Here is a 20,807-nt window from a genome sequence, read left to right as displayed (position 1 = left end):
TTTTTCGTTGTGGCTCGGGCAGCGCCAAAAACCGCCAGCGCAAGGCTGGCGGTGTGCAGGCTTAGGGCGAAAGGGCGTCAACCAAGCAGGCGCTCCAGGGCTTCGATGAGACTATCCATTTCGTCATCGGTGCCGATCGAGATACGCATGAATTCGCGTAAGGCATCGGTATTGAAATGACGCACCAGAATGCCACGTTCGCGCAAGCCGACGAAAAGTTGGGGTGCATCATGCTGGGAATGACGTACCAGTATGAAGTTGGCTTGCGAGGGCAGAACGTCGAAGCCGAGGTCCATGAGACGCCGGCGGGTACGCTCGCGGGTGGTGATGACGCGCTCACGGCATGCCTCGAAATGTGCTTTATCCTCGAGTGCTGCGACACCGAGGGCACTCGCCAAGCTATCGATCGGATAGGAATTGAAAGAGTCCTTTACGCGCTCTAGACCCTCGATCAATTCACGTGAGCCGATGGCATAGCCGAGCCGAAGCCCCGCCAGGCTACGCGACTTCGAGAATGTCCCTGTGACCAGCAGGTTGGGATAGTTCTCGACAAGTGGCACGGCACTCTCGCCGCCAAAATCGACATACGCCTCATCGACGAGAACCACACACTCGGTGATCCGCTCGAGCAGGGCAGTAATGCTGGCACGCCCATGTCCATGGCCGGTGGGCGCGTTGGGGTTCGCAAAGATCACCCCTCCGCTATTGGCATCGAAAAAGTCCAGCGGCACCTGCCATTGCTCGTCCAATGCCACCGTCTTTGCTTCGATCCCGTACAGACGGCAATAGACCGGATAGAAACTGTAGGTAATGGCTGGCATCGCCAAAGGGGCGTCATGGCAAAAGAATGCCTGGAAAGCCAAAGCCAGCACTTCATCGGACCCATTACCCACGAACACCTGCTGGGTTTCGACTCCGTATTCTCTTGCCAGGGCCTGCCGCAGGGCCTGAGAGGTGGGGTCAGGGTAGCGACGCAGGTGGTCAATGGGATAGTCGCGAAGAACCTGCTCCACACCGGGGGCGGGCGGATAAGGGTTTTCGTTGGTATTCAGTTTTATCAGCCGTTCGCGGGGTTGTTCGCCAGGAATATAAGGCGTCAACGTGCGTACGATAGGGCTCCAGAACTTGCTCATGGGCTCTCGCTCGAGGTTAGAACTTTGGTCATGGTGACCTGACCGAACGGCCTGCGCAAGCACAGGCCATGCTACGCTGGCGAGCTTGCTTCAGGAATAGTCTGAATGGTTGCGCAAATACTCTCCACCTTGCTGCCGGTCTTCCTGATTGCCGGCTGCGGGACGCTCTACGGTCGATTCCGAACCCCAGACATACGTGGGCTCAACACACTCAACATGGAGCTGTTCGTGCCCATGCTGGTGTTTGCTGTCCTCGCCGATCGTCAGGCCCCCCTCGAGGAATACGCCGGGCTGGCTCTGGCGGCGGCCATCATCGTGCTCGGTTCGGGCCTTATATTGTGGCCCTTGACGCGTTGGCTGGGACTCGACACCAAGACGTTCCTGCCCCCGATGATGTTCAATAATTCGGGGAACATGGGGATTCCCCTGCTCGTGCTGGCCTTCGGTGAGGCAGCATTGCCGGCGGCGATAGTCGTGTTTATCGTCGAGATGCTGCTGCATTTTTCGGTGGGGCTCTACATGCTCAACCCCCATACGCCGCTCTGGCGGCTGCTGCGCATGCCTATCGTGCTGGCCAGCCTGGCAGGGTTGGGTGTCAACCTGGCGGGTATACCTCTTCCCGGGTGGCTACTTGAGGCGATGGATATGCTTGGCGGTATCGCCATCCCCCTGATGCTGTTCGCACTCGGCGTACGCATGTTGGATATCGATTTCAGCGATTGGCGGACAGGCGTATTGGGCGCGGTACTTTGCCCCGTCAGCGGCTTGATATTGGCGGCGCCATTGGTCTGGTGGCTGGAGCTTCAGGGCATCCAGGCCGCAGCTCTGTGGGTGTTCGCCGCCTTGCCCCCGGCCGTGCTCAATTACTTGGTTGCCGAACAGTATCGTCAGCAGCCTCAGAAGGTGGCCTCGCTGGTCTTGATTGGGAACCTGGGTAGTTTAATCGTGATGCCGATCGTCCTGGCGCTGGTTTTCGCCTATGTCATGCCATGATTCAAAAGCGATGTTGCCGCGTAAATAGTTGAACCGGTTGGGCAGCGCTAACGGATCACCTATGCTTGAAAAATAGCAGGCTAAGGAAAGTCCTGACAGAACTATATAGCCGCTGTTCGTTGCTCATTACACAAGGAGGTTCGTTTGTCTCGGCTACTGAGTGCCACCTCTCCCGTGATGGTCATGGTCCTTGCCGCATTGACGGCACTGGGTCCCCTGGCGACTGATATCTACCTCCCGGCCATGCCGGCCATGGGCGAGGCGCTTGATACCGGGCCCGACCAGGTACAGCTCACCCTGAGTATCTACATGGCCGGATTCGCATTGGCTCAGCTGGTGTGTGGTCCGCTCTCCGACCGCTTCGGGCGTAAGCCAATCATGGTAATCGGCATAGCCCTGTTTCTGGTTGCCAGCTTGGTTTGCGCCTTGTCGACGCGCATCGAGCTGCTCTGGGTGGGGCGCTTTCTACAGGCTTTTGGCGGTGCAGTCGGGCCGGTGCTCGGTCGGGCCGCGGTGCGTGACATCCACGGGCCCACCGAAGCGGCCAAAACCCTATCGTATATTGCCAGCACCATGGCGCTCGCTCCGGCGGTGGCGCCGCTGTTGGGATCAGGCCTGCTATTGCTCTTTGGCTGGCAAGCCGTGTTCTTCTTTTTGGCCGCCTATGCCGCGATCATGTTGATAGTCGTCGTTCTGTTACTGCCCGAGTCCTTGCCTGCGGAGCGGCGACAATCAGTGCATCCCAGTGCAATTCTTTCCAACTTCAGGATGTTGCTTGGGCAACGCGCCTTCGTGGGACACACCTTGACCAACGCCGCCGGTTTTTCGGGGTTGTTTGCCTTCCTGTCCGGCTCGTCCTTCGTCTTGATCGAGTTCATGCAGCTCTCGCCGCCCCGTTATGGATTATGGTTCTCGATGATCGTACTGGGGTTCTTCCTGGGGACACTGTTCAGCGGTCGCTACAGTCATCGCCTGGGACGCGAGCGTCTGCTCAGCCTGAGCACGGTGCTCTGCCTGCTCGGTGGCGGGAGCATGATATTACTGGCGTTTAATGAAATATTTGTCCCGTTGGCCGTCATCGGTCCTCACATGCTGTATATGGCGGGGTTCGGCATCTTGATGCCACAGACGATGGGAGGGGCATTGGCACCTAACCCGCAGTGTGCGGGCTCGGCGTCCTCGTTGTTCGGCTTCATTCAGATGACCGTGGCAGCGGCGGCCGGAGCCGTCGTCGGCCAGCTGCATGACGGAACCTCGCGAACCATGGCGCTGGTTATCGGCGTTGCGGGGTTCGCCGCCCTCTTGAGTTATTGGCTTGTGGCACGACCGGCCGATATGCAGCCGGTGCACCGCGATGCCTCGGTTAGCGCCTGGAAATGACTAGGCGCTAACCCGAAGCGCTTCCTCGAAGTTTGGCGTATTGGGACAGAATCCACGGCAGGTCTCGGCGGAGGTAGACGCGCGCAGCGCCAGCCAGCAGCGCCCTGCCTGGGGACAGTTCGAACACGTGCGTGCCATTCGCGGAATGGTGTCGGCAGGGCAGTCATCCATGGAAAGGCCCATCCGCTGCATCATCACTGGCATGAGCGTGGCGGCTGGATTCAGCTCGTAGCGGCCACTACCCGTGAGCGAACGTGACACTTCTAGTTCGAAGGCGGGCGCTAACGGAGTCTCCAGATCCCGGATCATGGCGCGATAGGTTGAGCCCGCTTCATTTCTCAATGTAGTGAGCAAGGTGGGCATGGACGTGGCAAAGAGCCTTTCGCCGAGGCACTCCAGCCAGCCAGGCTGCGCAAGGTAAGAGATCGCTGACTTCATGTGAGTGTCCTCAAGCATCGTGGCTTGAGTATCGGTGACGGCCTAGTGCCCTGCCTTGATATCGGTCAAGCGAAAAGGCGTTAAAATCGAGGGCGAGCGCAGGGAACGACGCTTCTGGGGGGTGCTTAGTCGCGCCTGCACCGTTATAGTGAGGCAACAGACCTGTCCGTTGACGTGACTTGCCGTTATGCTGTCAGGCAAGTGCCGTAGACGGCAACAGATAATTCGTTAGGAGGACTCGCATGCAAGTCAGGACGTTGCTGGTTGGTTCCGCCATGCTGGCCATGTTGGCAGGGTGTGCCACTGGGCCCACGGAGACCGCGCCGCCCATGGATGAAACGGCGGAAGGCGAGGCGCATTATCAGGGCACGCTGCCCTGCCGAAACTGCGCGGGGATCGATATCGATGTCTACCTCGAGGGTACCGAGGAAGGCGCTGCCGAAGAGCGTACCTTTACGCTCGACGCCAGCTATCGTGAGCATCCGCAAGATCCGCCCGACGAAAATTATGCCGGCCAGTGGGAAGTGCTCAGCGGAACCGCTGCGGACCCCGAAGCGACCGTCTATGAGCTGACGCCCGATGGCGAAGGGCAAATCTATTATTTCTTGCGTGTCGATGAGAGCACCCTGGAATTGATTGATCCCGAACGTCGGCGTTTCCAAAACAACGAGATGCTCCAGCTGCAGCGCCAGTGACAGGATCTCGATGTCATGCAGAGGCGGCCCAAGGGCCGCCTCTTGCGTTTCAGGCTGGTAGAATGGGCGAAGACCTCTTGAGGAGAGCTCCCGTCGATGGCAAAGGCCAAGAGCGCATTCGTCTGCACGGAGTGCGGCGCGGAATACAGTAAGTGGCAAGGCCAGTGTTCGAGCTGTCGGGAATGGAACACGCTGAGCGAGATTCGCCTTGCTTCGGCGCGCCCAGGGGCGTCGCCGGCAGCCAGTGGACGTAGTGGCTATACCGGTATCGTCTCCCGCGAAGTGGTCGATCTCTCGGCCGTGGATCTATCCGAAGTGCCCCGTTTCTCCTCCACTTTCGGTGAGTTCGATCGCGTACTCGGGGGAGGCTTGGTGCCTGGCTCGGCCGTCTTGCTTGGGGGGAATCCGGGGGCCGGGAAGTCGACGCTGCTATTGCAGACGGCTTGCAAGCTAGCACAGCAAAAGCGCGTGCTGTACGTCACCGGTGAAGAGTCGCTATCGCAGGTGGCGATGCGGGCGCATCGCTTGCAGCTTCCGGTACAGGGACTGAAGATGCTCGCCGAGACCAGCGTCGAAACCGTACTCGGCGTGGCTGAGCGGGAACGCCCCGATATTCTGATCATCGACTCGATCCAGACCATGCATCTCGAGGATATCGCTTCTGCGCCGGGCGGGGTGGCCCAGGTTCGGGAGTCGGCCTCCGCATTGACCCGCTTCGCCAAGCAGAGCAATACCGTCCTGCTATTGGTTGGGCACGTCACCAAGGATGGGACCTTGGCCGGGCCCAAGGTGCTCGAGCATATGATCGATGCCTCGCTCTTGCTTGAAGGCGGTGCTGACTCACGCTTTCGCACACTGCGCGGCCAAAAGAACCGCTTCGGTGCGGTCAATGAACTGGGGGTCTTCGCCATGCTCGAGCATGGCCTCAAGGAGGTGAAGAATCCCAGCGCGATCTTTCTCTCGCGAAACGAAGAGCAGGCAGCCGGCAGCCTGGTAATGGTGGTGTGGGAGGGGACACGGCCGATCCTGGTCGAAGTGCAGGCCCTGGTCGATGAGTCTGCATTGGGTAACCCGCGACGGGTGGCGGTGGGGCTCGACCAGAACCGCCTGGCGATGCTGCTGGCCGTGCTGAATCGCCATGGTGGACTATTTACCGGTGACCAGGATGTCTTTCTCAATGTGGTAGGGGGCGTCAAGGTACTCGAGACCAGTGCCGACCTGGCGGTGTTGCTGGCCGTAGTCTCGAGTCTCCAGAATCGCCCGTTACCGCGCGAGTTGGTGGTGTTTGGCGAAGTCGGCCTGTCAGGGGAGATACGCCCGGTGCCCAGTGGTCAGGAGCGCATTGTCGAAGCCGCCAAGCATGGCTTCACACGGGCCATCGTGCCGCGCGGCAATGCACCGAGAACCTCGCCCGAAGGAATGGAAGTGATCGCCGTCGAGAAGCTCGCCGATGCCCTCGAGGCACTGTGAACCGATAACATGACATCGTTTCGAGTCATCTAGACTCATGAAACAAGGCAACAGGAGGAGGGATCCATGAGCGCTATTCGCCTGACCCAATACAGCCACGGAGCTGGCTGCGGCTGCAAGATCGCCCCGGATGTACTGGACCGAATACTGGCCAAGGCAGGTCCTGGCGCCAGCCACTCCCAGCTGATCGTCGGCAACCAGGGGCGGGAAGATGCCGCTGTCTACGACCTGGGCGATGGGCGCGGCATGATCGCGACGACCGATTTCTTCATGCCCATCGTTGACGATCCCTTCGATTTTGGACGGATCGCAGCCACCAATGCGATCAGCGATGTCTATGCCATGGGCGGAAAGCCGGTGATGGCGCTGGGTATCCTGGGTTGGCCGCTCGATAAGCTTGGTGCCGACATTGCCGGCGATGTGGTGGCCGGTGCCCAGGCGGTATGCCGTGAGCTGGGCTTGGCCTTGGCCGGAGGCCACTCCATCGACGCGCCCGAGCCTATTTTCGGCTTGGCAGTCAATGGCCTGGTCGACCTGGAACACCTCAAGCTCAACAAGGGGGCTGAGGTTGGAGACTTGCTTTACCTGACCAAGCCGTTGGGCATTGGCATGTTGACCACGGCCGAGAAGAAAGGCTTGTTGAGTACCGGTCATCACGGCCTGGCTCGTGAAACCATGCTCAAGGCCAACAATATCGGCCTCGATCTGGCCAAGGTCAGTGGCGTGCATGCCATGACCGATGTCACCGGTTTCGGCCTCGCCGGTCACCTGGCCGAAGTCTGTTCAGCCAGCGGGGTTGCGGCACGTATCGATTTCCGTCATTTACCTCGACTTGCCGAAGCCGAGGCCTATCGTCGTCAGGGTGCGGTACCCGGGGGGACCGATCGCAATCGCCAGGCCTTGGGCGATCAGCTCCCGGCAATGGACGATCCGCATTGGCAATGGCTATGCGACCCGCAAACCTCGGGCGGTCTGCTGGTGGCCGTCCATCCCTCCTGGCAGGACGATGTCGAGCGCATCGGCCGCGAACATAAGCTCGACCTCGCGCCGTTTGGCGAGATCGTCAAGGCCCAGGGGCCGGCATTGATCGAGGTACGTGGATGAGTGATTGGCTGGTCGAGCCCGAGCTCGACCTGTTGCGTGAGCGTAGGACGTTGATTGACGTTCGGGCACCCGTCGAGTTTGCCCAGGGTAGCCTGCCGGGGGCCATCAATCTTCCGCTCATGGAGGATGAAGAGCGTCGCCAGGTCGGCATCGAGTACAAGCATGCCGGGCAGCAAGCGGCTATCGCGCTGGGCCAGCAACTGGTTTCGGGGGTGACCCGAAGCGGACGAATAGAAGCTTGGCGTCGTGCGCTGGTTCGCGACCCAGAAGCCATCGTGTATTGCTATCGTGGCGGCCTGCGCTCGCAGATAGCCCAGCAGTGGCTGCTGGAGGCCGGTATTGAAAGGCCGCGCATCCGTGGCGGCTGGAAGGCCATGCGTGGGGCATTGCTGCAGCGTATCGATGCCGTTGCGGAGCGCCCCCTGCTGGTGGTCGGTGGCCTTACCGGCTGTGCCAAGACCGCCTTGATCCAACAGCTGGCCAATGGACTCGACCTGGAGGCTTGCGCTCGCCACAAGGGCTCGGCCTTCGGACGCCACCCCCTTGCCGCGCCCTCGCAGATCGATTTCGAGCACGCCATGGGGGTGGGCTTGTTGGATATCGATGGCCCCACCGTGGTCGAGGATGAATCTCGACACATCGGGGCCGTCAATGTGCCGCTTCACTTCTGGCGGGCCATGGAAACGGCGCCGCGTATACGTGTCGAGATGCCGCTTGATTGGCGCCTGGCCCAGATTCGCAAGGATTATATCGACGATCTTTGGCTGGTCTACTCCCGGCAGTTCGGAGACTGGCTTGGCTGGGCCCTGATGCGCAAGCAGCTCTCATCGGCGCTGGCGCGCTTGAAGAAGCGCCTGGGCGGTGCTCGTCTGCAGCGTCTGCAGCGTTTACAGGAGCTGGCGTTTCGCGAGCACGAGCGGGGCAATCGGCAAGCGCATGAGGCCTGGCTGGCGCCATTGCTCACCGAATACTACGACCCCATGTACCGTTACCAGCTCGAGAAGCATACCCACACCTTCCTGCACGTAGGCGATTGGGATAGTGCATTGGAAGCAGCACGCGATTGGTCGCAGCAGAACGCCAGCTGATCAGGCGGGAACGCTACGCAGCCATTGCAAGAGAATGCGGTCCAGTAGCGAGGCTTGGCGATCGAATCGTCGAGGGTCGTCGAGAATCGCCTCGCGCGTCTGTACGTAGCGGGTGTCCTCTCCTTGGGCCTCGAAATGCGCTGGGGTGTGCTCGAGCAGCGCCGTTGCACTAGCGACGGTCGCTTCAAGATGGCACTGGAGCCCGACCACACGACCCGCATCCCAAGCGAAGCCCTGCAAGGGGCTGGCAGGGCTCGATCCCAAGGGTAGCGCGCCCTCGGGCAGGCCGAAGATATCGTGGTGCCAGAGCAGTGCCTCGAATTGCTCTGGCAGGTCGAAGGGGCTCTCAGGGGCCATTGTGATGGCATGCCAACCCACCTCGGGAAAGGTGCCCCGCGACACGATGGCGCCCAGGCCATCTGCCAGCAATTGCGCACCAAGACCGATACCGAGAACGGGCTTACCGCTCCTCAATGCCCGGGTGACGACTTTCTTTTCACGCTTGAGCCAGGGATGACGGGACTCATCGGTCACACGCATGGGGCCGTCGAGGAGAATCAGGCCATCGCAGTCATCCAGGCGTGGCGGAACCTCTCCGGCATATAAGTGGCAGGTGTTATGGCTGTGTCCCGCAGCGAGTAGCCAATCGGCCAAACGGGCGGGGCCCATGTCGGGGTCGTGCTGAAGGAAATAGATATGCATGATAATCCTCATGATGAGGAAGGTGCCGGGTCGCGTCCAGTAGGTTTCGGTAACCGAAACGGCCCAGGCGCAAGACAGGAGCGCATCATGCGAGCCGAACTGCTTGAACAGATCTATACCATCGTCGCGCAGATCCCCGAAGGTCGCGTGACCACGTATGGGCGAGTAGCCAAGATGACCGAGGGTGCCTCCGCACGCATGGTAGGCAGCGCCATGCGTCACCTGCCTGACGGCCATGGCTTGCCCTGGCATCGCGTGATCGGTGCCAGCCGCAAGGTGGCCGATCACGGCGGGGCGTCTCGACAGCGTGACAAGCTACAGGCCGAAGGCGTAGTCTTCGACGCTGCCGGACGTGTCGGTATCGAGCGGTTGTGGCCCTGAGTCCAGCGACATCCTGCCTGAAGGAGAGAGTTATGCCCCCGTCTCAAGACGGTTTCCACGCTCGCTTGCGTCAGCTTGAGCCGAGGCACCGCCTGGCCTTCATGGCGGCCCTATGCGAGCGTTTGATGCCCAACTATGCGCTGTATGCCGAACATGCCGAAGTGGGAGATAGCGCGGCTCTGCGAAGCATTCTGGCCCTCGTGTGGGAGCATTTGCTGGTCAAGGGCGCCCGCATCGATTTCGACAAGCAAGCCGAGAAACTCGCCGAACTGGAGCCACCTACTGACGATGACAGCTTTGGTGCCCGGCGTGCCCTCGAAGCGGTAATGGCGGTATCCGCCACACTCGACGCGCTCAGGGGCGAGGCGCCCGAGGCCATCGAAGAAGTCAGCCTGGCGTCACGCGGGGGTGTTCGCGCATTCATTGAAATGACCGAGGGCGAGGACGACGAAACACGGCTGGCGGCACTGGTACGTCAGCATCCGTTGATGGCTGACGAGAACGACTTTCAGGATGCGGTGCTGGAAGCCGTCGAAACCCCCAAGCTCGACCGTGACGCACTCAAGCAGTTGCGTCGCCTGGGTCGAAACGAGGGGGTGAGCAACCTGGGGCTTTCGCTCGACTAGAAGCGAACACCGCCTGTAATCATCATGCCGGCAGTACCAAAGACGATGAGATCGGTTTCCAGGCGATGCCATTGCATGCCGATGCTGGGCAAAACCGCTGGCGCGATGCCGAAGTTATTGAAGGGAATATTGTCTTGGTACTCGCCTTTGTAGCCACGCAATACCCCCCCCGAGAGCTTCGCTCGCACTGATGCATCAGCACTCGGCCTCCAGAGGACGAACTCGCGGCCGCCATAGAAATACCATGTGGGTTGGTCGTATGAGTTCTTGAACCAGGCGGCCCCGGCAAACCAGCGATTGGGATCGTGGAGTTCCAGGCCGATCAGTTGCTGATTGTTGTTGTGGTCAGGTTCGGGTTCAAAGTGCCGTGTGTAGAGACTCGTCTGCAGCAGGGCGTGGTCGAAGACCAAGCTTGGCTGGGCTTCAGCGGTGGCGGTCGCAAGCAGGATAGCCACCCCCATCCACAATGCCCCCCCTTTTAAGAACGTGAAACGCTTCATTAAAGACGCATCTCGATGCCGTGCTCCTGCATGTAGCGCTTGGCGTCGGGAATGCTGTATTCGCCGAAGTGAAAGATACTCGCGGCGAGGACCGCGTCGGCGCCGCCTTCCTTGACGCCGGCGACTAGGTGATCGAGCGTGCCGACACCCCCCGAGGCGATGACCGGAACGCCCACGGCATCGACGATGGCACGGGTCACGCCGATGTCGAAGCCAGCCTTGGTGCCGTCGCGGTCCATGCTGGTCAACAGCAGCTCGCCTGCGCCGTACTCCACCATCGTGCGTGCCCACTCGACAGCGTCGAGCCCCGTCGGCTTGCGCCCACCGTGAGTGAAGATTTCCCAGCGCGGCGTTTCGCCGTCTGCCGAGACGCGCTTGGCATCGATGGCCACCACGATGCACTGGCTGCCGAAACGGTCAGCCGCTTCGCGTACGAAATCGGGATTGGTGACCGCCGCGGTATTGATCGAGACCTTGTCGGCCCCGGCATTGAGCATGGTGCGAATGTCGTCACAGGTGCGAATGCCGCCGCCCACGGTCAGCGGGATGAATACCTCGCCGGCAATACGCTCAACCATGTCGACCGTCGTGCCGCGATTCTGGTGGCTGGCAGTGATATCGAGGAACGTAATCTCGTCGGCGCCCTGTTGGTTGTAGCGCTTGGCGATCTCGACGGGATCACCGGCATCGCGGATACCGATGAAATTGACACCCTTGACCACGCGACCGGCGTCGACGTCCAGGCAGGGGATGATGCGCTTGGCGAGGCCCATGGTTCAGCTCCCGGTTCGGTTGGCGTCGAGTTCGTCACATAGGCGCTGGGCTTCTGCGACCTCCAGCGTCCCTTCGTAGATGGCGCGGCCGGTGATGGCACCAAGAATGCCGTCACCGGCATGCTTGGCAAGTGCTCGGAGATCGTCGAGATTGGTTACACCGCCTGAGGCAATAACCGGCAAGCCACCGATACGAGCCAGCTCGGCAGTGGCCTCGACATTCACGCCGCCCATCATGCCGTCACGGGCGATGTCGGTGTAGACGATCGACGAGACGCCGTCATCGGCGAAGCGCTGGGCCAGGTCGGTGGCCTTCAGGGTCGATACCTCGGCCCAACCATCGGTCGCCACGAAGCCGTCGCGGGCGTCGAGCCCTACGATGACATGGCCCGGAAAGCGACGGCACATCTCACCGACGAAGGCGGGTTCCTTGACGGCCTTGGTGCCGATGATCACGTAACTTACCCCAGCATTGAGATAATGCTCGATGGTATCCGCGCTACGGATGCCGCCGCCGATCTGGATCGGCAGGTTGGGGTAGGCCCGAGCGATGGCGGTGACCGCCTCGCCATTGACCGGCTCACCTTCGAATGCCCCGTTCAAGTCGACCAGGTGAAGACGGCGGGCTCCAGCGTCCACCCAACGTGCCGCCATGGCTACCGGGTCGTCACCGTAGGTGGTGGAATCGTCCATTCGGCCCTGCTTGAGTCGAACGCACTTACCGTCCTTGAGATCGATGGCGGGGATTACCAGCATGTCATTTCCTCATGGGCGCCGAAGGCGGCGCGATGTTTCGTTATCTCGTCGTCAAGGTGGGGCTGCTCAGGGCGCCCAGTTCACGAAGTTTTCCAGCAGGCGCAGGCCGTCACCGGCACTCTTTTCAGGGTGAAACTGCACGGCGAAGACGCTCCCCCGGCCCACCGCGACATGGGCATGAACGCCGCCGTACTCGGTCGTACCGAACACGCTGGAATCGTCCGCGGCATCGACATAGTAACTGTGGACGAAATAGAAGCGGGCGCCGTCCTCGATTCCTTCCCATAATGGATGAGCGTGGCGCTGGACGACACGATTCCAACCCATGTGCGGCACCTTGAGTCGCTCACCGCTGGCGTCGCGCAGATTGTCTGCGAAGCGCCGAACCTTGCCGGGCATGAAGTTGAGGCATTCGATACCGTCATTCTCTTCGCTATGCTCGAGCAGCATCTGCTGGCCGACACAGACACCCAGCAACGGCTTGCTCTGGTTGGCGATCAGCTCGAGCACGACACCTCGCAGCTCGGTGCGCTCCAGCTCGCCCATGCAGTCGCGTATCGCGCCCTGGCCGGGCAGCACCACGCGGGTGGCTCCCTGAATGCGCCTGGGGTCACGCGTCACTACCACATGTTCATGGGTGACATGCTCCAATGCCTTTGCGACGGAATGCAGGTTCCCCATCCCGTAGTCGATCACGGCAATGGTCATGGCGCGCTCCTTTAATCAGTGTGAATACCGCGGGAATCGATATGAAATATCGCGGTGAACTTACAAGCAGCCCTTGGTGGACGGCATCTGACCGGCCATGCGTGGGTCGGGTTCAACGGCCATGCGCAGTGCGCGGCCGAAGGCCTTGAAGATGGTCTCGGCCTGGTGGTGCGCATTGAAGCCCTTGAGGTTGTCGATATGCAGACTGACCTGGGCGTGATTGACGAACCCCTGAAAGAATTCCCAGAACAGTTGGGTATCCAGGCGGCCGATCGTGGCGCGGGTGAACTCGACGTCCATGAATAGCCCCGCCCGGCCGGAAAAGTCGATGACCACCCTTGAAAGGGCTTCGTCGAGGGGAACGTAGGCATGCCCATAGCGGCGGATGCCCCGCTTGTCGCCGATGGCCTTGGCAAAGGCCTGGCCCAGCGTGATACCGAGATCCTCGACAGTATGATGATCGTCGATGTGCAAGTCACCTGTCGCCTGGATATCGAGGTCGATCAGGCCATGCCGGGCGACCTGGTCGAGCATGTGGTCGAGAAACGGCACGCCTGTCTCGCAGGTGAAACGACCCTGTCCATCGAGGTTGACGCTCACCGTGATCTGGGTCTCCTGCGTCTGGCGTGAGACCGTGGCGGTACGCTCGGACATGGCGGTTCGACTCCTGCGCCTTGGCGCGATGACATAAATGAAGGATCCAGAACCAGCCATTATAGAGAATCGTCCCCCCCATCCGCTACAATGCCGGGGTTGTCGGGCCCCATCGGCCCCGTCCCGGCCTGGAGAAACGCTAATGCCGGTAACACTCTTCCCCGTGGACCACGCCGGCTGGGCAGGAGACGCTCAGGTGGCCCACGATTTGGCACGCATCTATGCCGATGCCCCCGCCGAACGCCTGCCTCAGCCCGTCGATACGTTCATCGAGCAGCATCTGGCCTCGAACGGACGTTTCTTCTGCGCGCGCTTCAACGACCGCCTGCTTGGTGCAGTTGCCGTGAGCGAAGAGGGCCAGATCTGGTGGTTATCGTATTTTTGCGTTCGCAAGACCACCCGGCGGCGCGGGGTCGGCTCACGCTTGCTGGCGCTGGTCGGTGAGGCGGCTCACGGCCAAGGCCGCAAGCTGCGGGTCGCGGCCAAGCCTCTGAGTATGGAAGATCAGTTGCTTCTGGCACGGTTGGGCTACCGACCCACGGCCGAGGGCGACTACTACGAATTGAATCTACAGGGGTCACAGGGAGGACCACGATGAGAGCGCTGGTAAGAACGCTGCTGGCCGTCATTGGTGTACTGGGCGTGGTGATGGTCGCCGCGGTGGTCTACATCACGACGTTCTTCGATCCCAACGATCTCAAGCCCCGCCTGATCGAGGTGGTGCGTGAGCAGAGTGGTCTCGAGCTGACCCTCGACGGTCCCCTGTCATGGTCATTTTATCCACGACTCGGGGTCAGCGTCGAACAGGCCGAGGCCTGGCTATCCGAGCGATCCGAGGACGAGGTGCCGTTTGCCGCTTTCCAGCGGGCTGAGGTCAGCCTGGCCTTTGCGCCGCTGCTCTCCGGTAACATCGCCATCGACGGCTTGATCCTCGAGGACATGCATCTCAACCTCAAGCGGGATGAGCAAGGGCACGGCAATTGGCAGGTGCTGCTCGATCGCCTTGATGAGCGGGGTGAACAGGCCGAGTCCGCGCTGGCGCCGGCAGCATCGGGCCCCAACCTCAGCGAGGGCGGTATGAACGTTGCCCTGAATATTGCCAGCGTTCAGGTTCGTGACAGCAAGGTGTTCTATAGCGACCGACAGAATAACCATGAGTTGAGATTCAGCGCGCTCAATATCAGTGGCACGAACGTCAACCCGAACCGGCCGTTTCCGCTTAGGACCTCCTTCAGCCTGGCCTCGTTTCCCGATGCAAGCTGGCGCCAGGACGAGAGTGCATCGCCCGAGCTGACCAGCAACGTAAGCTTCGAAAGCCGGGTGCGCCTGGGCTTGGCCGATGGCCGGTATGTTCTGGAAAATGTCGTGCTCGATACCCAGACGAGCCTGAACGAGTGGGAATCGCGCAAGCAACAGGCCAATCTCAAGGCGGTCCGGGTCATCGCGGAACTCAGGGAGGACCGCTACCAGATCGAAGGCGGGGCGCTGGACGCCAGCTTCTCCCACCCGGCCATGGGCGAACGGGCGCTTCCCCTCTCTCTTAGTTTCGTTGCCGAAGCCGATCTCAATGCCGAAACGCTGCAGCTGCGCAATCTGCAACTGACCGGTGAGGATAACCTCAAGCTCAACGGTGAACTGGCCTTTAGTGACTTGCTGGATGCCCCGCGCTATTCAGGCCAGATACGTATGACCCCGATGTCGCTGCGCCCGTGGTTGAGCCGCTTTGGCAAGCTCCCCCAGGCACGCAGCGAGTCCGCCTTCAGCGATGTCGCCTTGACCAGTCCCGTACGAGGGGATCTGCAGCGCGGCGAACTGACGAACCTGACACTGGTGCTGGATGGTTCCACGTTCACCGGGCGGATGGGGGGCGCCTATGACGGAAGCGTCCTATCGTTCGACCTGCAGGGCGATGCGCTCGATCTGGATGCCTACCGCCCGGCCGACGTCGCCTCGTCCGAGGCCGCCTCTTTCTTCCTGCCCGGTATCGATGCGGCTTATGCCCAGGAAGCGGGGGCAATGGTGCCGGTCGACTGGCTGCGAGAGGCGTCGCTTGACGGGCGTCTGGCCCTGGAACGTCTCGAGGCCTTCGGTCTGAGCTTCAGTGATATCGGTGTCCAGCTTGCGGGTCAGCAAGGCCAGCATCGTTTCGAGCGCTTCGAGGCCGGGTTCTATGACGGCACCTTGCGTCTACCTGCGCGCCTCGATGTCTCTCGAGAGCCGATCCAATGGACATTCAACCCCACGCTCGAGCGCGTGCAGATTGCACCCTTGTACGAAGCGCTCCAGGGCGAGAGCTCACCGCTGCGCGGCCGGCTCAATGTCAATGGCGAACTGACTTCTCGGGGCAATACCCAGGCGGCCCTCAAGCGCAACCTGAACGGTCGGACCAACCTGCGTATCGTTGATGGGGCGATGCTCGACGTCAATATATCTCAGGAGCTGTGCACGGTGGCGGCGCTGCTCGAGGGAGAGCAGACGACACGTGACTGGAGCCCCGACACCCGTTTCGACCGTGCCCAGGCGACCCTGATCTTCCGTGATGGTGTCGTGCATAACGACGATCTCGAACTGACACTGCCCGGCATTGCCCTGGGCGGTAAAGGCGAGCTCGACCTGGGGGATATGCGCTTCGACTATCGTGCCCAGACACGCTTCGTCGATACCGCCGACGCCGCTTGCAACGTCAACCCGCGGCTTGAGCGGCTGCCGCTTCCAGTGCGCTGTGAGGGGGTGCTCGGTGGGCAGCCCAGCGAATGGTGTGGCTTCGACCGGCAGGCATTCCAGCAGGCCGTCGGGCAATTGGCCCGTGACGAGGTGGAGCGCCGTGCCGGCGAAGAGTTCGAATCCCGGGTCGGCAAGGCCCTGGAAAATCTCGATGAACGCATCGGTGAAGAAAAATCCAAGGAACTTCGTGATGCCCTACGCGGTCTGTTCCAGTGAGCATCATTGAAAGCCAGTCCTGCGCCGACTTCCGAGTCGGCGCTTTTTTATGGTAGTGAGCCCATGGCCGATATTCTTCCGCTCGTCCTGACGCCGCCGCAGTTTCAGCATCGTCTGCTGGACTGGTTCGACCGCCATGGCCGCAAGACGCTTCCCTGGCAGCACGACAAGACCCCCTATCGGGTGTGGGTCTCGGAGATCATGCTTCAGCAGACCCAGGTCGCCACGGTGATTCCCTACTATGAGCGCTTCATGGCGCGGTTCCCCGATGTCCAGGCGCTGGCGGCAGCGTCCCAGGATGAGGTGCTGCACCTGTGGACCGGGCTGGGGTACTACGCCCGAGGGCGCAACCTGCACAAGACAGCGCAAATCGTGGTCGAGTCGTACCGCGGTGAGTTCCCCGTGGAGAGCATCGAGGCCATGGCCGAGCTCCCCGGCATCGGCCGCTCCACGGCCGGGGCGATCATCAGCATCAGTACCGGCCGCCGCGCCGTGATCCTGGACGGCAACGTCAAGCGGGTCCTGGCACGTTTGCACGCAGTGGAAGGTTGGCCTGGCAAGACTCAGGTCGAGCGTACGCTCTGGCAATTCGCCGAGCGTTATACGCCCGAGACGCGTCTGGCCGATTACAGCCAGGCCATGATGGATCTTGGCGCCACGGTATGTACCCGGAGCAAACCGAGCTGCCTGTTGTGTCCTTTCGAGGATGTCTGCATGGCGCATGCCCGGGGTGAGGAGCGCCGTTTCCCCGAGCCGAAGCCCAGGAAGGCGCTGCCCGAACGGGAAACGACCCTGCTGTTGCTGAAGGACGGCGATGGCCGGGTATTACTCGAACAGCGCCCAGCAACCGGCATTTGGGGCGGCCTATGGTGTTTCCCCCAGTTCGATACGCAAGGCGACCTGCAAGACTGGTTGGACCGACACGCGCCCCACGCGCGGCTGTCCTCGCCATGGAACGCCTTTACCCACACCTTCAGTCACTTCAGACTGTCTATCGTTCCACAGCCGGGGTATATCGCTCGCTCAAGCGATGCCATCCACGAACGTGGCACGCTGTGGTACGACCCGGAGCAACCCGCCAGCGTGGGGCTGGCAGCACCGGTCAAGACGTTGCTGGGCCATCTGGCGCAGCGGCTTTCCGAGTCACACGACATGCTCAGTGAGGAGAGTGCGCCATGAGCCACACCGTTTTCTGTCGCAAGTATCAGCAAGAGATGGAAGCATTGCCGTTTCCACCGTTGCCCGGCAAGAAGGGGCAGGAGATCCAGGCGACCGTATCGAAGCAGGCCTGGGATGAGTGGCAAGCGCTTCAGACCCGCCTCATCAACGAGAAGCACCTCAGCCTGCTCGACCCTGCAGCACGCGAGTACTTGATGGAGCAGATGGAGCGCTTTTTCGACAACCGAGAAACCGACCAGGCCGAGGGCTACGTGCCGCCCAGCCAATGATTGGCAAAGAATCCAACTTTTTGAATTGGATAGCCTTGACGTCGCGAAGCGATTCTAGTTAAATACGTCGGCGTTGGCAGGGGCCAGATAGCTCAGTCGGTAGAGCAGGGGATTGAAAATCCCCGTGTCGGCGGTTCGATTCCGTCTCTGGCCACCACATTGCTGGGGTATCGCCAAGTGGTAAGGCACCGGTTTTTGGTATCGGCATTCGCAGGTTCGAATCCTGCTACCCCAGCCACGCCAACCTTCTGACAGTTAAGCGCAAGCATTGCCTACGCCGGCATAGCTCAGTTGGTAGAGCAACTGACTTGTAATCAGTAGGTCCCGGGTTCGACTCCTGGTGCCGGCACCAAGACAACGCCTACCGAATCAAGCGCTTACGCATAGTTAAAACCGCCTCCAAGGGCGGTTTTTTCGTTTGTGCGTATTTTGCTTACGTAGATCCGGGGGGGCTAATCGGCTCGGTCACTATCTGGGCGCTGACGAGCTGTTCACAGTCGGGCCTTCCCCCAACTTTTCTCACCTCAATAATTTATAACCTGACAGCCTGGTGAGGCCCGCTTAGTTAATCGATCAGCCCATTTTCATCGTAGAACGGGAATGGGCCAGGATAATGAGCGATGAACCCGGTATGGGTCTGCATCCCTGTTTCGGCTGACCACCGATGCAGCAGGTAGCCGGGCGGCTCCATTCTGAAGGCGGGCGTCACCTCACGATCGAGTTGCAGGTCCACTTGATGCGAAACTCCTGGGCAGCTGCAGGCCAACGTGTTTGCGAAACGTGCCTGGACGTTGCGATGTAGGTGCCCGCATACGACACGCTCAATAGACGAATAACCTCTTAGTATCCCCTCCAGGTCAGCTGCGTTCCGCAACGGCTGACTATCCATATGCCGAATTCCGCTTGGGAAGGGGTGATTATGCAACATGATCACGGTCGGCTTGGCCGGTTGTTGATCAAGCGCTCGCACCAGCCACGCCAGGCGCTCCCGGCAAAGGAATCCGTAAGGCGCCCCGGGAACCGTCGAGTCGAGCCCGATCAGGCGCACCGGATAGTCTTCGACGACCCAGTGCAAATACGTCGTGTCCTGTTTCAGGTAGTCATGCTCGACGAAGCAGTCGCGGAGGTGCTGGCGGTCGTCATGATTTCCCGCGATCACGTAGTAAGGCATTTCCACCTGGTCGAGTATGGCTTTCAGCGTGGCGTATTCGTCAGGCCGTCCGAAATCGACCAGATCACCGCTGATCAATAGCAGGTCCGGCTTTGGCATCAGCGTGTTGAGCTTGGTTATGGCCGCTTCGAGGGCGCTGCGCGTATCGACCTGGCGGTAGGATCGTTTACCCCCAGCCTTGATGTGCGGATCGCTGATCTGGGCGATATAGAGGTGTTCAGCCATGAGCGGGCTCCTGGCTGGCTGACCCGGAAGCTGGCGTGCCGCGATGTTGGGGTGAAAAGAGCGCTTCCGCTTCGATTCTCAGCCCGACGGGGTCGCCACGGTGCCATACTCTGCGGGAAGGGACGTCCACTTGAAGCGGCATATCGTCTCCGGTATCGATCAGGAGTCGCTGATGCTGACCGAGAAAGAAACTCTGCATGACTTCGCCACGGATATGGCCTTCACCGGGCGGCACCAGGGTAATATCTTCGGGGCGACAGAAGACAAACGCCTGTTGCCGCTCGGTATCAGTGCATTCGAGACGCCCACCACTGACTTCCAACTGGCCTGTCGGCAATCGACGGGCGATGGGAATGCGATTGACCGACCCGATGAAATCCGCCACGAAAGCGCTTCCAGGCTGATGATAGATTTGTCGAGGCGTGCCGATCTGGGCAATGCGCCCCTGTTCCATCACGGCGATGCGATCACCCAGCGCCATGGCCTCGGCCTGGTCGTGTGTCACGTAAACGGCGGTGATACCCAATCGCCTCAGTAGGGTACCGATCTCCAGACGCAATCGATCACGAAGCTTGGCATCGAGCGCCGCCAATGGCTCGTCAAAGAGGAGGACCTTCGGCTGGACGGCTATGGCGCGGGCCAGGGCGACGCGCTGTTTCTGCCCGCCTGATAGCTTGTCGATACTGCGTTGGGCGAAACCGTCCAGATCGACCATCGCCATGACCTCGTCGACACGCTGGCGTATCGACGCAGGGGGCAAGCGCTTGATCTTCAACCCATAGGCGATGTTGTCGTAAACGCTCATGTTGGGGAACAGCGCGTAGTTCTGGAATACCATGCCCAACATCACGCTTTTCGATGGGCAGATGCGTGACATCTCGTTCTCCGAACCACACCCGGCCTCCCGGCTCGGGGCTTTCGAGCCCGCTGATGATGCGCAGCGTCGTCGTCTTGCCACAGCCGGAGGGGCCCAGCAGAACCAGCGTCTCACCCGCTTCTATGGTCAGGTCGGTAGGGCGCAGGGCGGTATGGCCATTGGCGAAGGTACGCGCGCAATTCTGTAAAGTAATGCTGACGGAGGAGGACATGAACGGCCTCGTATGCGTGCTATGGTTTAGGATCACCGACGCGGCGCAGCCAAGCGGCTGAGCCATTGCAGTGCGGTCAGTAAGGGAATGATCATCAGCAGGAACAGCAAGGTGTAAGCCGAGCCGACTTCCAGACGCATCGAGGCGTAGCTGTCAGCAAGGCCGACGGGCAACGTCTTGTTCAACGGGGTGTGCAGCATCCACGTGATATTGAACTCGCCGACCGATAGCGTGACCACCATTAACGCTCCCGCCAGGATGCCAGGGCACTGTTAATGACGTGCACATATTAGGTTTCTTTAACACAGGTTACGTCGCGGTGCGCTTCGATGTGGCAGAGTAGGTGGGTACAGTTTTTCCTGCGTATAATTGCTGTCTATATCGCCCCGGCTCATGCCGGGGCTTTTTTTGTCTGTTTCATTCTGTCGGGCAGGAGCCCAGTGCCAGAGCCTGATATCCGGCGCCGATGTTGCTAAATCCTTTTCTGGCTTCGCTGTGCTTGCGCTCGGGGCGCCGCCTCTCTTGGCTATGGCT

Annotated in this window: 23 protein-coding genes, 3 tRNA genes and 1 pseudogene; 15 read left to right on the top strand and 12 right to left on the bottom strand. The window is 60.7% G+C overall.

Annotation, left to right across the window (positions count from 1 at the left end):
* Window positions 1-77 precede the first annotated feature (77 nt).
* Window positions 78-1,133: a histidinol-phosphate transaminase gene (gene hisC, locus JH15_RS07455; RefSeq protein WP_043528484.1), complete on the bottom strand. Its 1,056-nt coding sequence runs from the start codon at window positions 1,131-1,133 to the stop codon at window positions 78-80.
* Window positions 1,134-1,238: 105 nt separating this feature from the next.
* Here hisC and JH15_RS07450 point away from each other — a divergent pair, with 105 nt between their 5' ends.
* Window positions 1,239-2,126, top strand: a complete 888-nt coding sequence (locus JH15_RS07450; RefSeq protein ID WP_043528483.1) for an AEC family transporter — start codon at window positions 1,239-1,241, stop codon at window positions 2,124-2,126.
* A 144-nt stretch (window positions 2,127-2,270) separates the two neighbouring features.
* A complete protein-coding gene (locus JH15_RS07445) occupies window positions 2,271-3,506 on the top strand; it encodes a multidrug effflux MFS transporter (RefSeq protein ID WP_231566382.1) in 1,236 nt (411 codons plus the stop codon).
* Here JH15_RS07445 and JH15_RS07440 read toward each other — a convergent pair whose 3' ends face one another.
* A complete protein-coding gene (locus tag JH15_RS07440) occupies window positions 3,507-3,944 on the bottom strand; it encodes a hypothetical protein (RefSeq protein WP_043528482.1) in 438 nt (145 codons plus the stop codon).
* A 242-nt stretch (window positions 3,945-4,186) separates the two neighbouring features.
* Between JH15_RS07440 and JH15_RS07435 the strand changes: the two genes are divergently transcribed.
* From JH15_RS07435 to mnmH, 4 genes are all read left to right on the top strand, one after another.
* Window positions 4,187-4,639, top strand: coding sequence for a copper resistance protein NlpE N-terminal domain-containing protein (locus JH15_RS07435; protein WP_043528480.1), 453 nt, complete (start codon window positions 4,187-4,189; stop codon window positions 4,637-4,639).
* A gap of 96 nt (window positions 4,640-4,735) precedes the next feature.
* Complete coding sequence (radA, locus tag JH15_RS07430; protein WP_043528478.1) at window positions 4,736-6,109, top strand: DNA repair protein RadA; 1,374 nt, start codon at window positions 4,736-4,738, stop codon at window positions 6,107-6,109.
* A 66-nt stretch (window positions 6,110-6,175) separates the two neighbouring features.
* Entirely contained in the window at window positions 6,176-7,213 is a 1,038-nt protein-coding gene (selD, locus tag JH15_RS07425) for a selenide, water dikinase SelD (protein ID WP_043528476.1), read from the top strand.
* Entirely contained in the window at window positions 7,210-8,301 is a 1,092-nt protein-coding gene (gene mnmH / locus JH15_RS07420) for a tRNA 2-selenouridine(34) synthase MnmH (RefSeq protein ID WP_043528474.1), read from the top strand. Before selD ends, mnmH begins: the two co-directional genes overlap by 4 nt.
* Here mnmH and JH15_RS07415 read toward each other — a convergent pair whose 3' ends face one another.
* Entirely contained in the window at window positions 8,302-9,003 is a 702-nt protein-coding gene (locus JH15_RS07415; protein ID WP_043528472.1) for a type 1 glutamine amidotransferase, read from the bottom strand.
* Window positions 9,004-9,087: 84 nt separating this feature from the next.
* On the opposite strand from JH15_RS07415, the gene JH15_RS07410 reads away from it, so the two are divergent.
* Both JH15_RS07410 and JH15_RS07405 read left to right on the top strand, forming a co-directional pair.
* Window positions 9,088-9,384 carry an MGMT family protein gene (locus JH15_RS07410; protein WP_043529009.1) on the top strand — a complete coding sequence of 99 codons (297 nt, stop codon included), beginning with the start codon at window positions 9,088-9,090 and terminating at the stop codon, window positions 9,382-9,384.
* Window positions 9,385-9,416: 32 nt separating this feature from the next.
* Window positions 9,417-10,010, top strand: coding sequence for a YjaG family protein (locus tag JH15_RS07405; protein ID WP_043528469.1), 594 nt, complete (start codon window positions 9,417-9,419; stop codon window positions 10,008-10,010).
* Here JH15_RS07405 and JH15_RS07400 read toward each other — a convergent pair.
* From JH15_RS07400 to hisB, 5 genes are all read right to left on the bottom strand, one after another.
* Complete coding sequence (locus JH15_RS07400) at window positions 10,007-10,510, bottom strand: hypothetical protein (RefSeq protein WP_043528467.1); 504 nt, start codon at window positions 10,508-10,510, stop codon at window positions 10,007-10,009. The genes JH15_RS07405 and JH15_RS07400 overlap by 4 nt on opposite strands.
* Window positions 10,510-11,283, bottom strand: coding sequence for an imidazole glycerol phosphate synthase subunit HisF (gene hisF, locus JH15_RS07395; RefSeq protein WP_043528465.1), 774 nt, complete (start codon window positions 11,281-11,283; stop codon window positions 10,510-10,512). Before hisF ends, JH15_RS07400 begins: the two co-directional genes overlap by 1 nt.
* A 3-nt stretch (window positions 11,284-11,286) precedes the next feature.
* Window positions 11,287-12,039, bottom strand: coding sequence for a 1-(5-phosphoribosyl)-5-[(5-phosphoribosylamino)methylideneamino]imidazole-4-carboxamide isomerase (hisA, locus tag JH15_RS07390; protein WP_043528463.1), 753 nt, complete (start codon window positions 12,037-12,039; stop codon window positions 11,287-11,289).
* 66 nt (window positions 12,040-12,105) lie between these two features.
* Window positions 12,106-12,747: an imidazole glycerol phosphate synthase subunit HisH gene (gene hisH, locus JH15_RS07385; RefSeq protein ID WP_043528461.1), complete on the bottom strand. Its 642-nt coding sequence runs from the start codon at window positions 12,745-12,747 to the stop codon at window positions 12,106-12,108.
* Window positions 12,748-12,807: 60 nt separating this feature from the next.
* Window positions 12,808-13,401 (bottom strand): imidazoleglycerol-phosphate dehydratase HisB, encoded by a 594-nt coding sequence (gene hisB, locus JH15_RS07380; RefSeq protein ID WP_043528459.1) that lies wholly within the window; start codon window positions 13,399-13,401, stop codon window positions 12,808-12,810.
* A gap of 142 nt (window positions 13,402-13,543) precedes the next feature.
* Here hisB and JH15_RS07375 point away from each other — a divergent pair, with 142 nt between their 5' ends.
* From JH15_RS07375 to JH15_RS07345, 7 genes are all read left to right on the top strand, one after another.
* Window positions 13,544-13,999, top strand: a complete 456-nt coding sequence (locus JH15_RS07375; protein WP_043528458.1) for an acetyl-CoA sensor PanZ family protein — start codon at window positions 13,544-13,546, stop codon at window positions 13,997-13,999.
* Entirely contained in the window at window positions 13,996-16,341 is a 2,346-nt protein-coding gene (locus JH15_RS07370; protein WP_043528456.1) for an AsmA family protein, read from the top strand. Before JH15_RS07375 ends, JH15_RS07370 begins: the two co-directional genes overlap by 4 nt.
* Before the next feature lie 63 nt (window positions 16,342-16,404).
* On the top strand, window positions 16,405-17,520 hold the full coding sequence (gene mutY, locus JH15_RS07365; RefSeq protein ID WP_043528453.1) for an A/G-specific adenine glycosylase: 1,116 nt from the start codon (window positions 16,405-16,407) through the stop codon (window positions 17,518-17,520).
* The gene (locus JH15_RS07360; protein ID WP_043528451.1) at window positions 17,517-17,789 is read left to right on the top strand and encodes an oxidative damage protection protein; all 273 of its coding nucleotides are present in this window, start codon (window positions 17,517-17,519) and stop codon (window positions 17,787-17,789) included. The genes mutY and JH15_RS07360 overlap by 4 nt, the downstream gene beginning before the upstream one ends.
* 81 nt (window positions 17,790-17,870) lie before the next feature.
* Window positions 17,871-17,946: transfer RNA gene (locus JH15_RS07355), tRNA-Phe, on the top strand.
* A gap of 6 nt (window positions 17,947-17,952) precedes the next feature.
* Window positions 17,953-18,027, top strand: a tRNA-Gln gene (locus tag JH15_RS07350).
* A gap of 38 nt (window positions 18,028-18,065) precedes the next feature.
* Window positions 18,066-18,141: transfer RNA gene (locus tag JH15_RS07345), tRNA-Thr, on the top strand.
* A 213-nt stretch (window positions 18,142-18,354) separates the two neighbouring features.
* Here JH15_RS07345 and JH15_RS07340 read toward each other — a convergent pair.
* The 4 genes and pseudogenes from JH15_RS07340 to JH15_RS07330 all read right to left on the bottom strand — a co-directional run bounded on the left by JH15_RS07340 (window position 18,355) and on the right by JH15_RS07330 (window position 20,515).
* A complete protein-coding gene (locus JH15_RS07340; protein WP_043528448.1) occupies window positions 18,355-19,185 on the bottom strand; it encodes a phosphodiesterase in 831 nt (276 codons plus the stop codon).
* Window positions 19,178-19,384, bottom strand: a complete 207-nt coding sequence (locus JH15_RS18600; RefSeq protein WP_231566401.1) for a TOBE domain-containing protein — start codon at window positions 19,382-19,384, stop codon at window positions 19,178-19,180. The genes JH15_RS07340 and JH15_RS18600 overlap by 8 nt, the downstream gene beginning before the upstream one ends.
* A gap of 447 nt (window positions 19,385-19,831) precedes the next feature.
* Window positions 19,832-20,273 (bottom strand): annotated as a pseudogene (locus JH15_RS18595) (ABC transporter ATP-binding protein); the annotation flags it as partial.
* Window positions 20,274-20,305: 32 nt separating this feature from the next.
* Window positions 20,306-20,515: an ABC transporter permease subunit gene (locus JH15_RS07330; RefSeq protein ID WP_043528446.1), complete on the bottom strand. Its 210-nt coding sequence runs from the start codon at window positions 20,513-20,515 to the stop codon at window positions 20,306-20,308.
* Window positions 20,516-20,807 lie beyond the last annotated feature (292 nt).

Origin of the sequence: Litchfieldella xinjiangensis (genome assembly GCF_000759345.1) — a bacterium.
In the GTDB taxonomy this organism is placed as follows: Bacteria; Pseudomonadota; Gammaproteobacteria; order Pseudomonadales; family Halomonadaceae; genus Litchfieldella_A; species Litchfieldella_A xinjiangensis.
The sequence above is the reverse complement of the archived record's forward strand: the minus strand, read 5'-3'. Positions and strand labels throughout refer to the sequence as shown.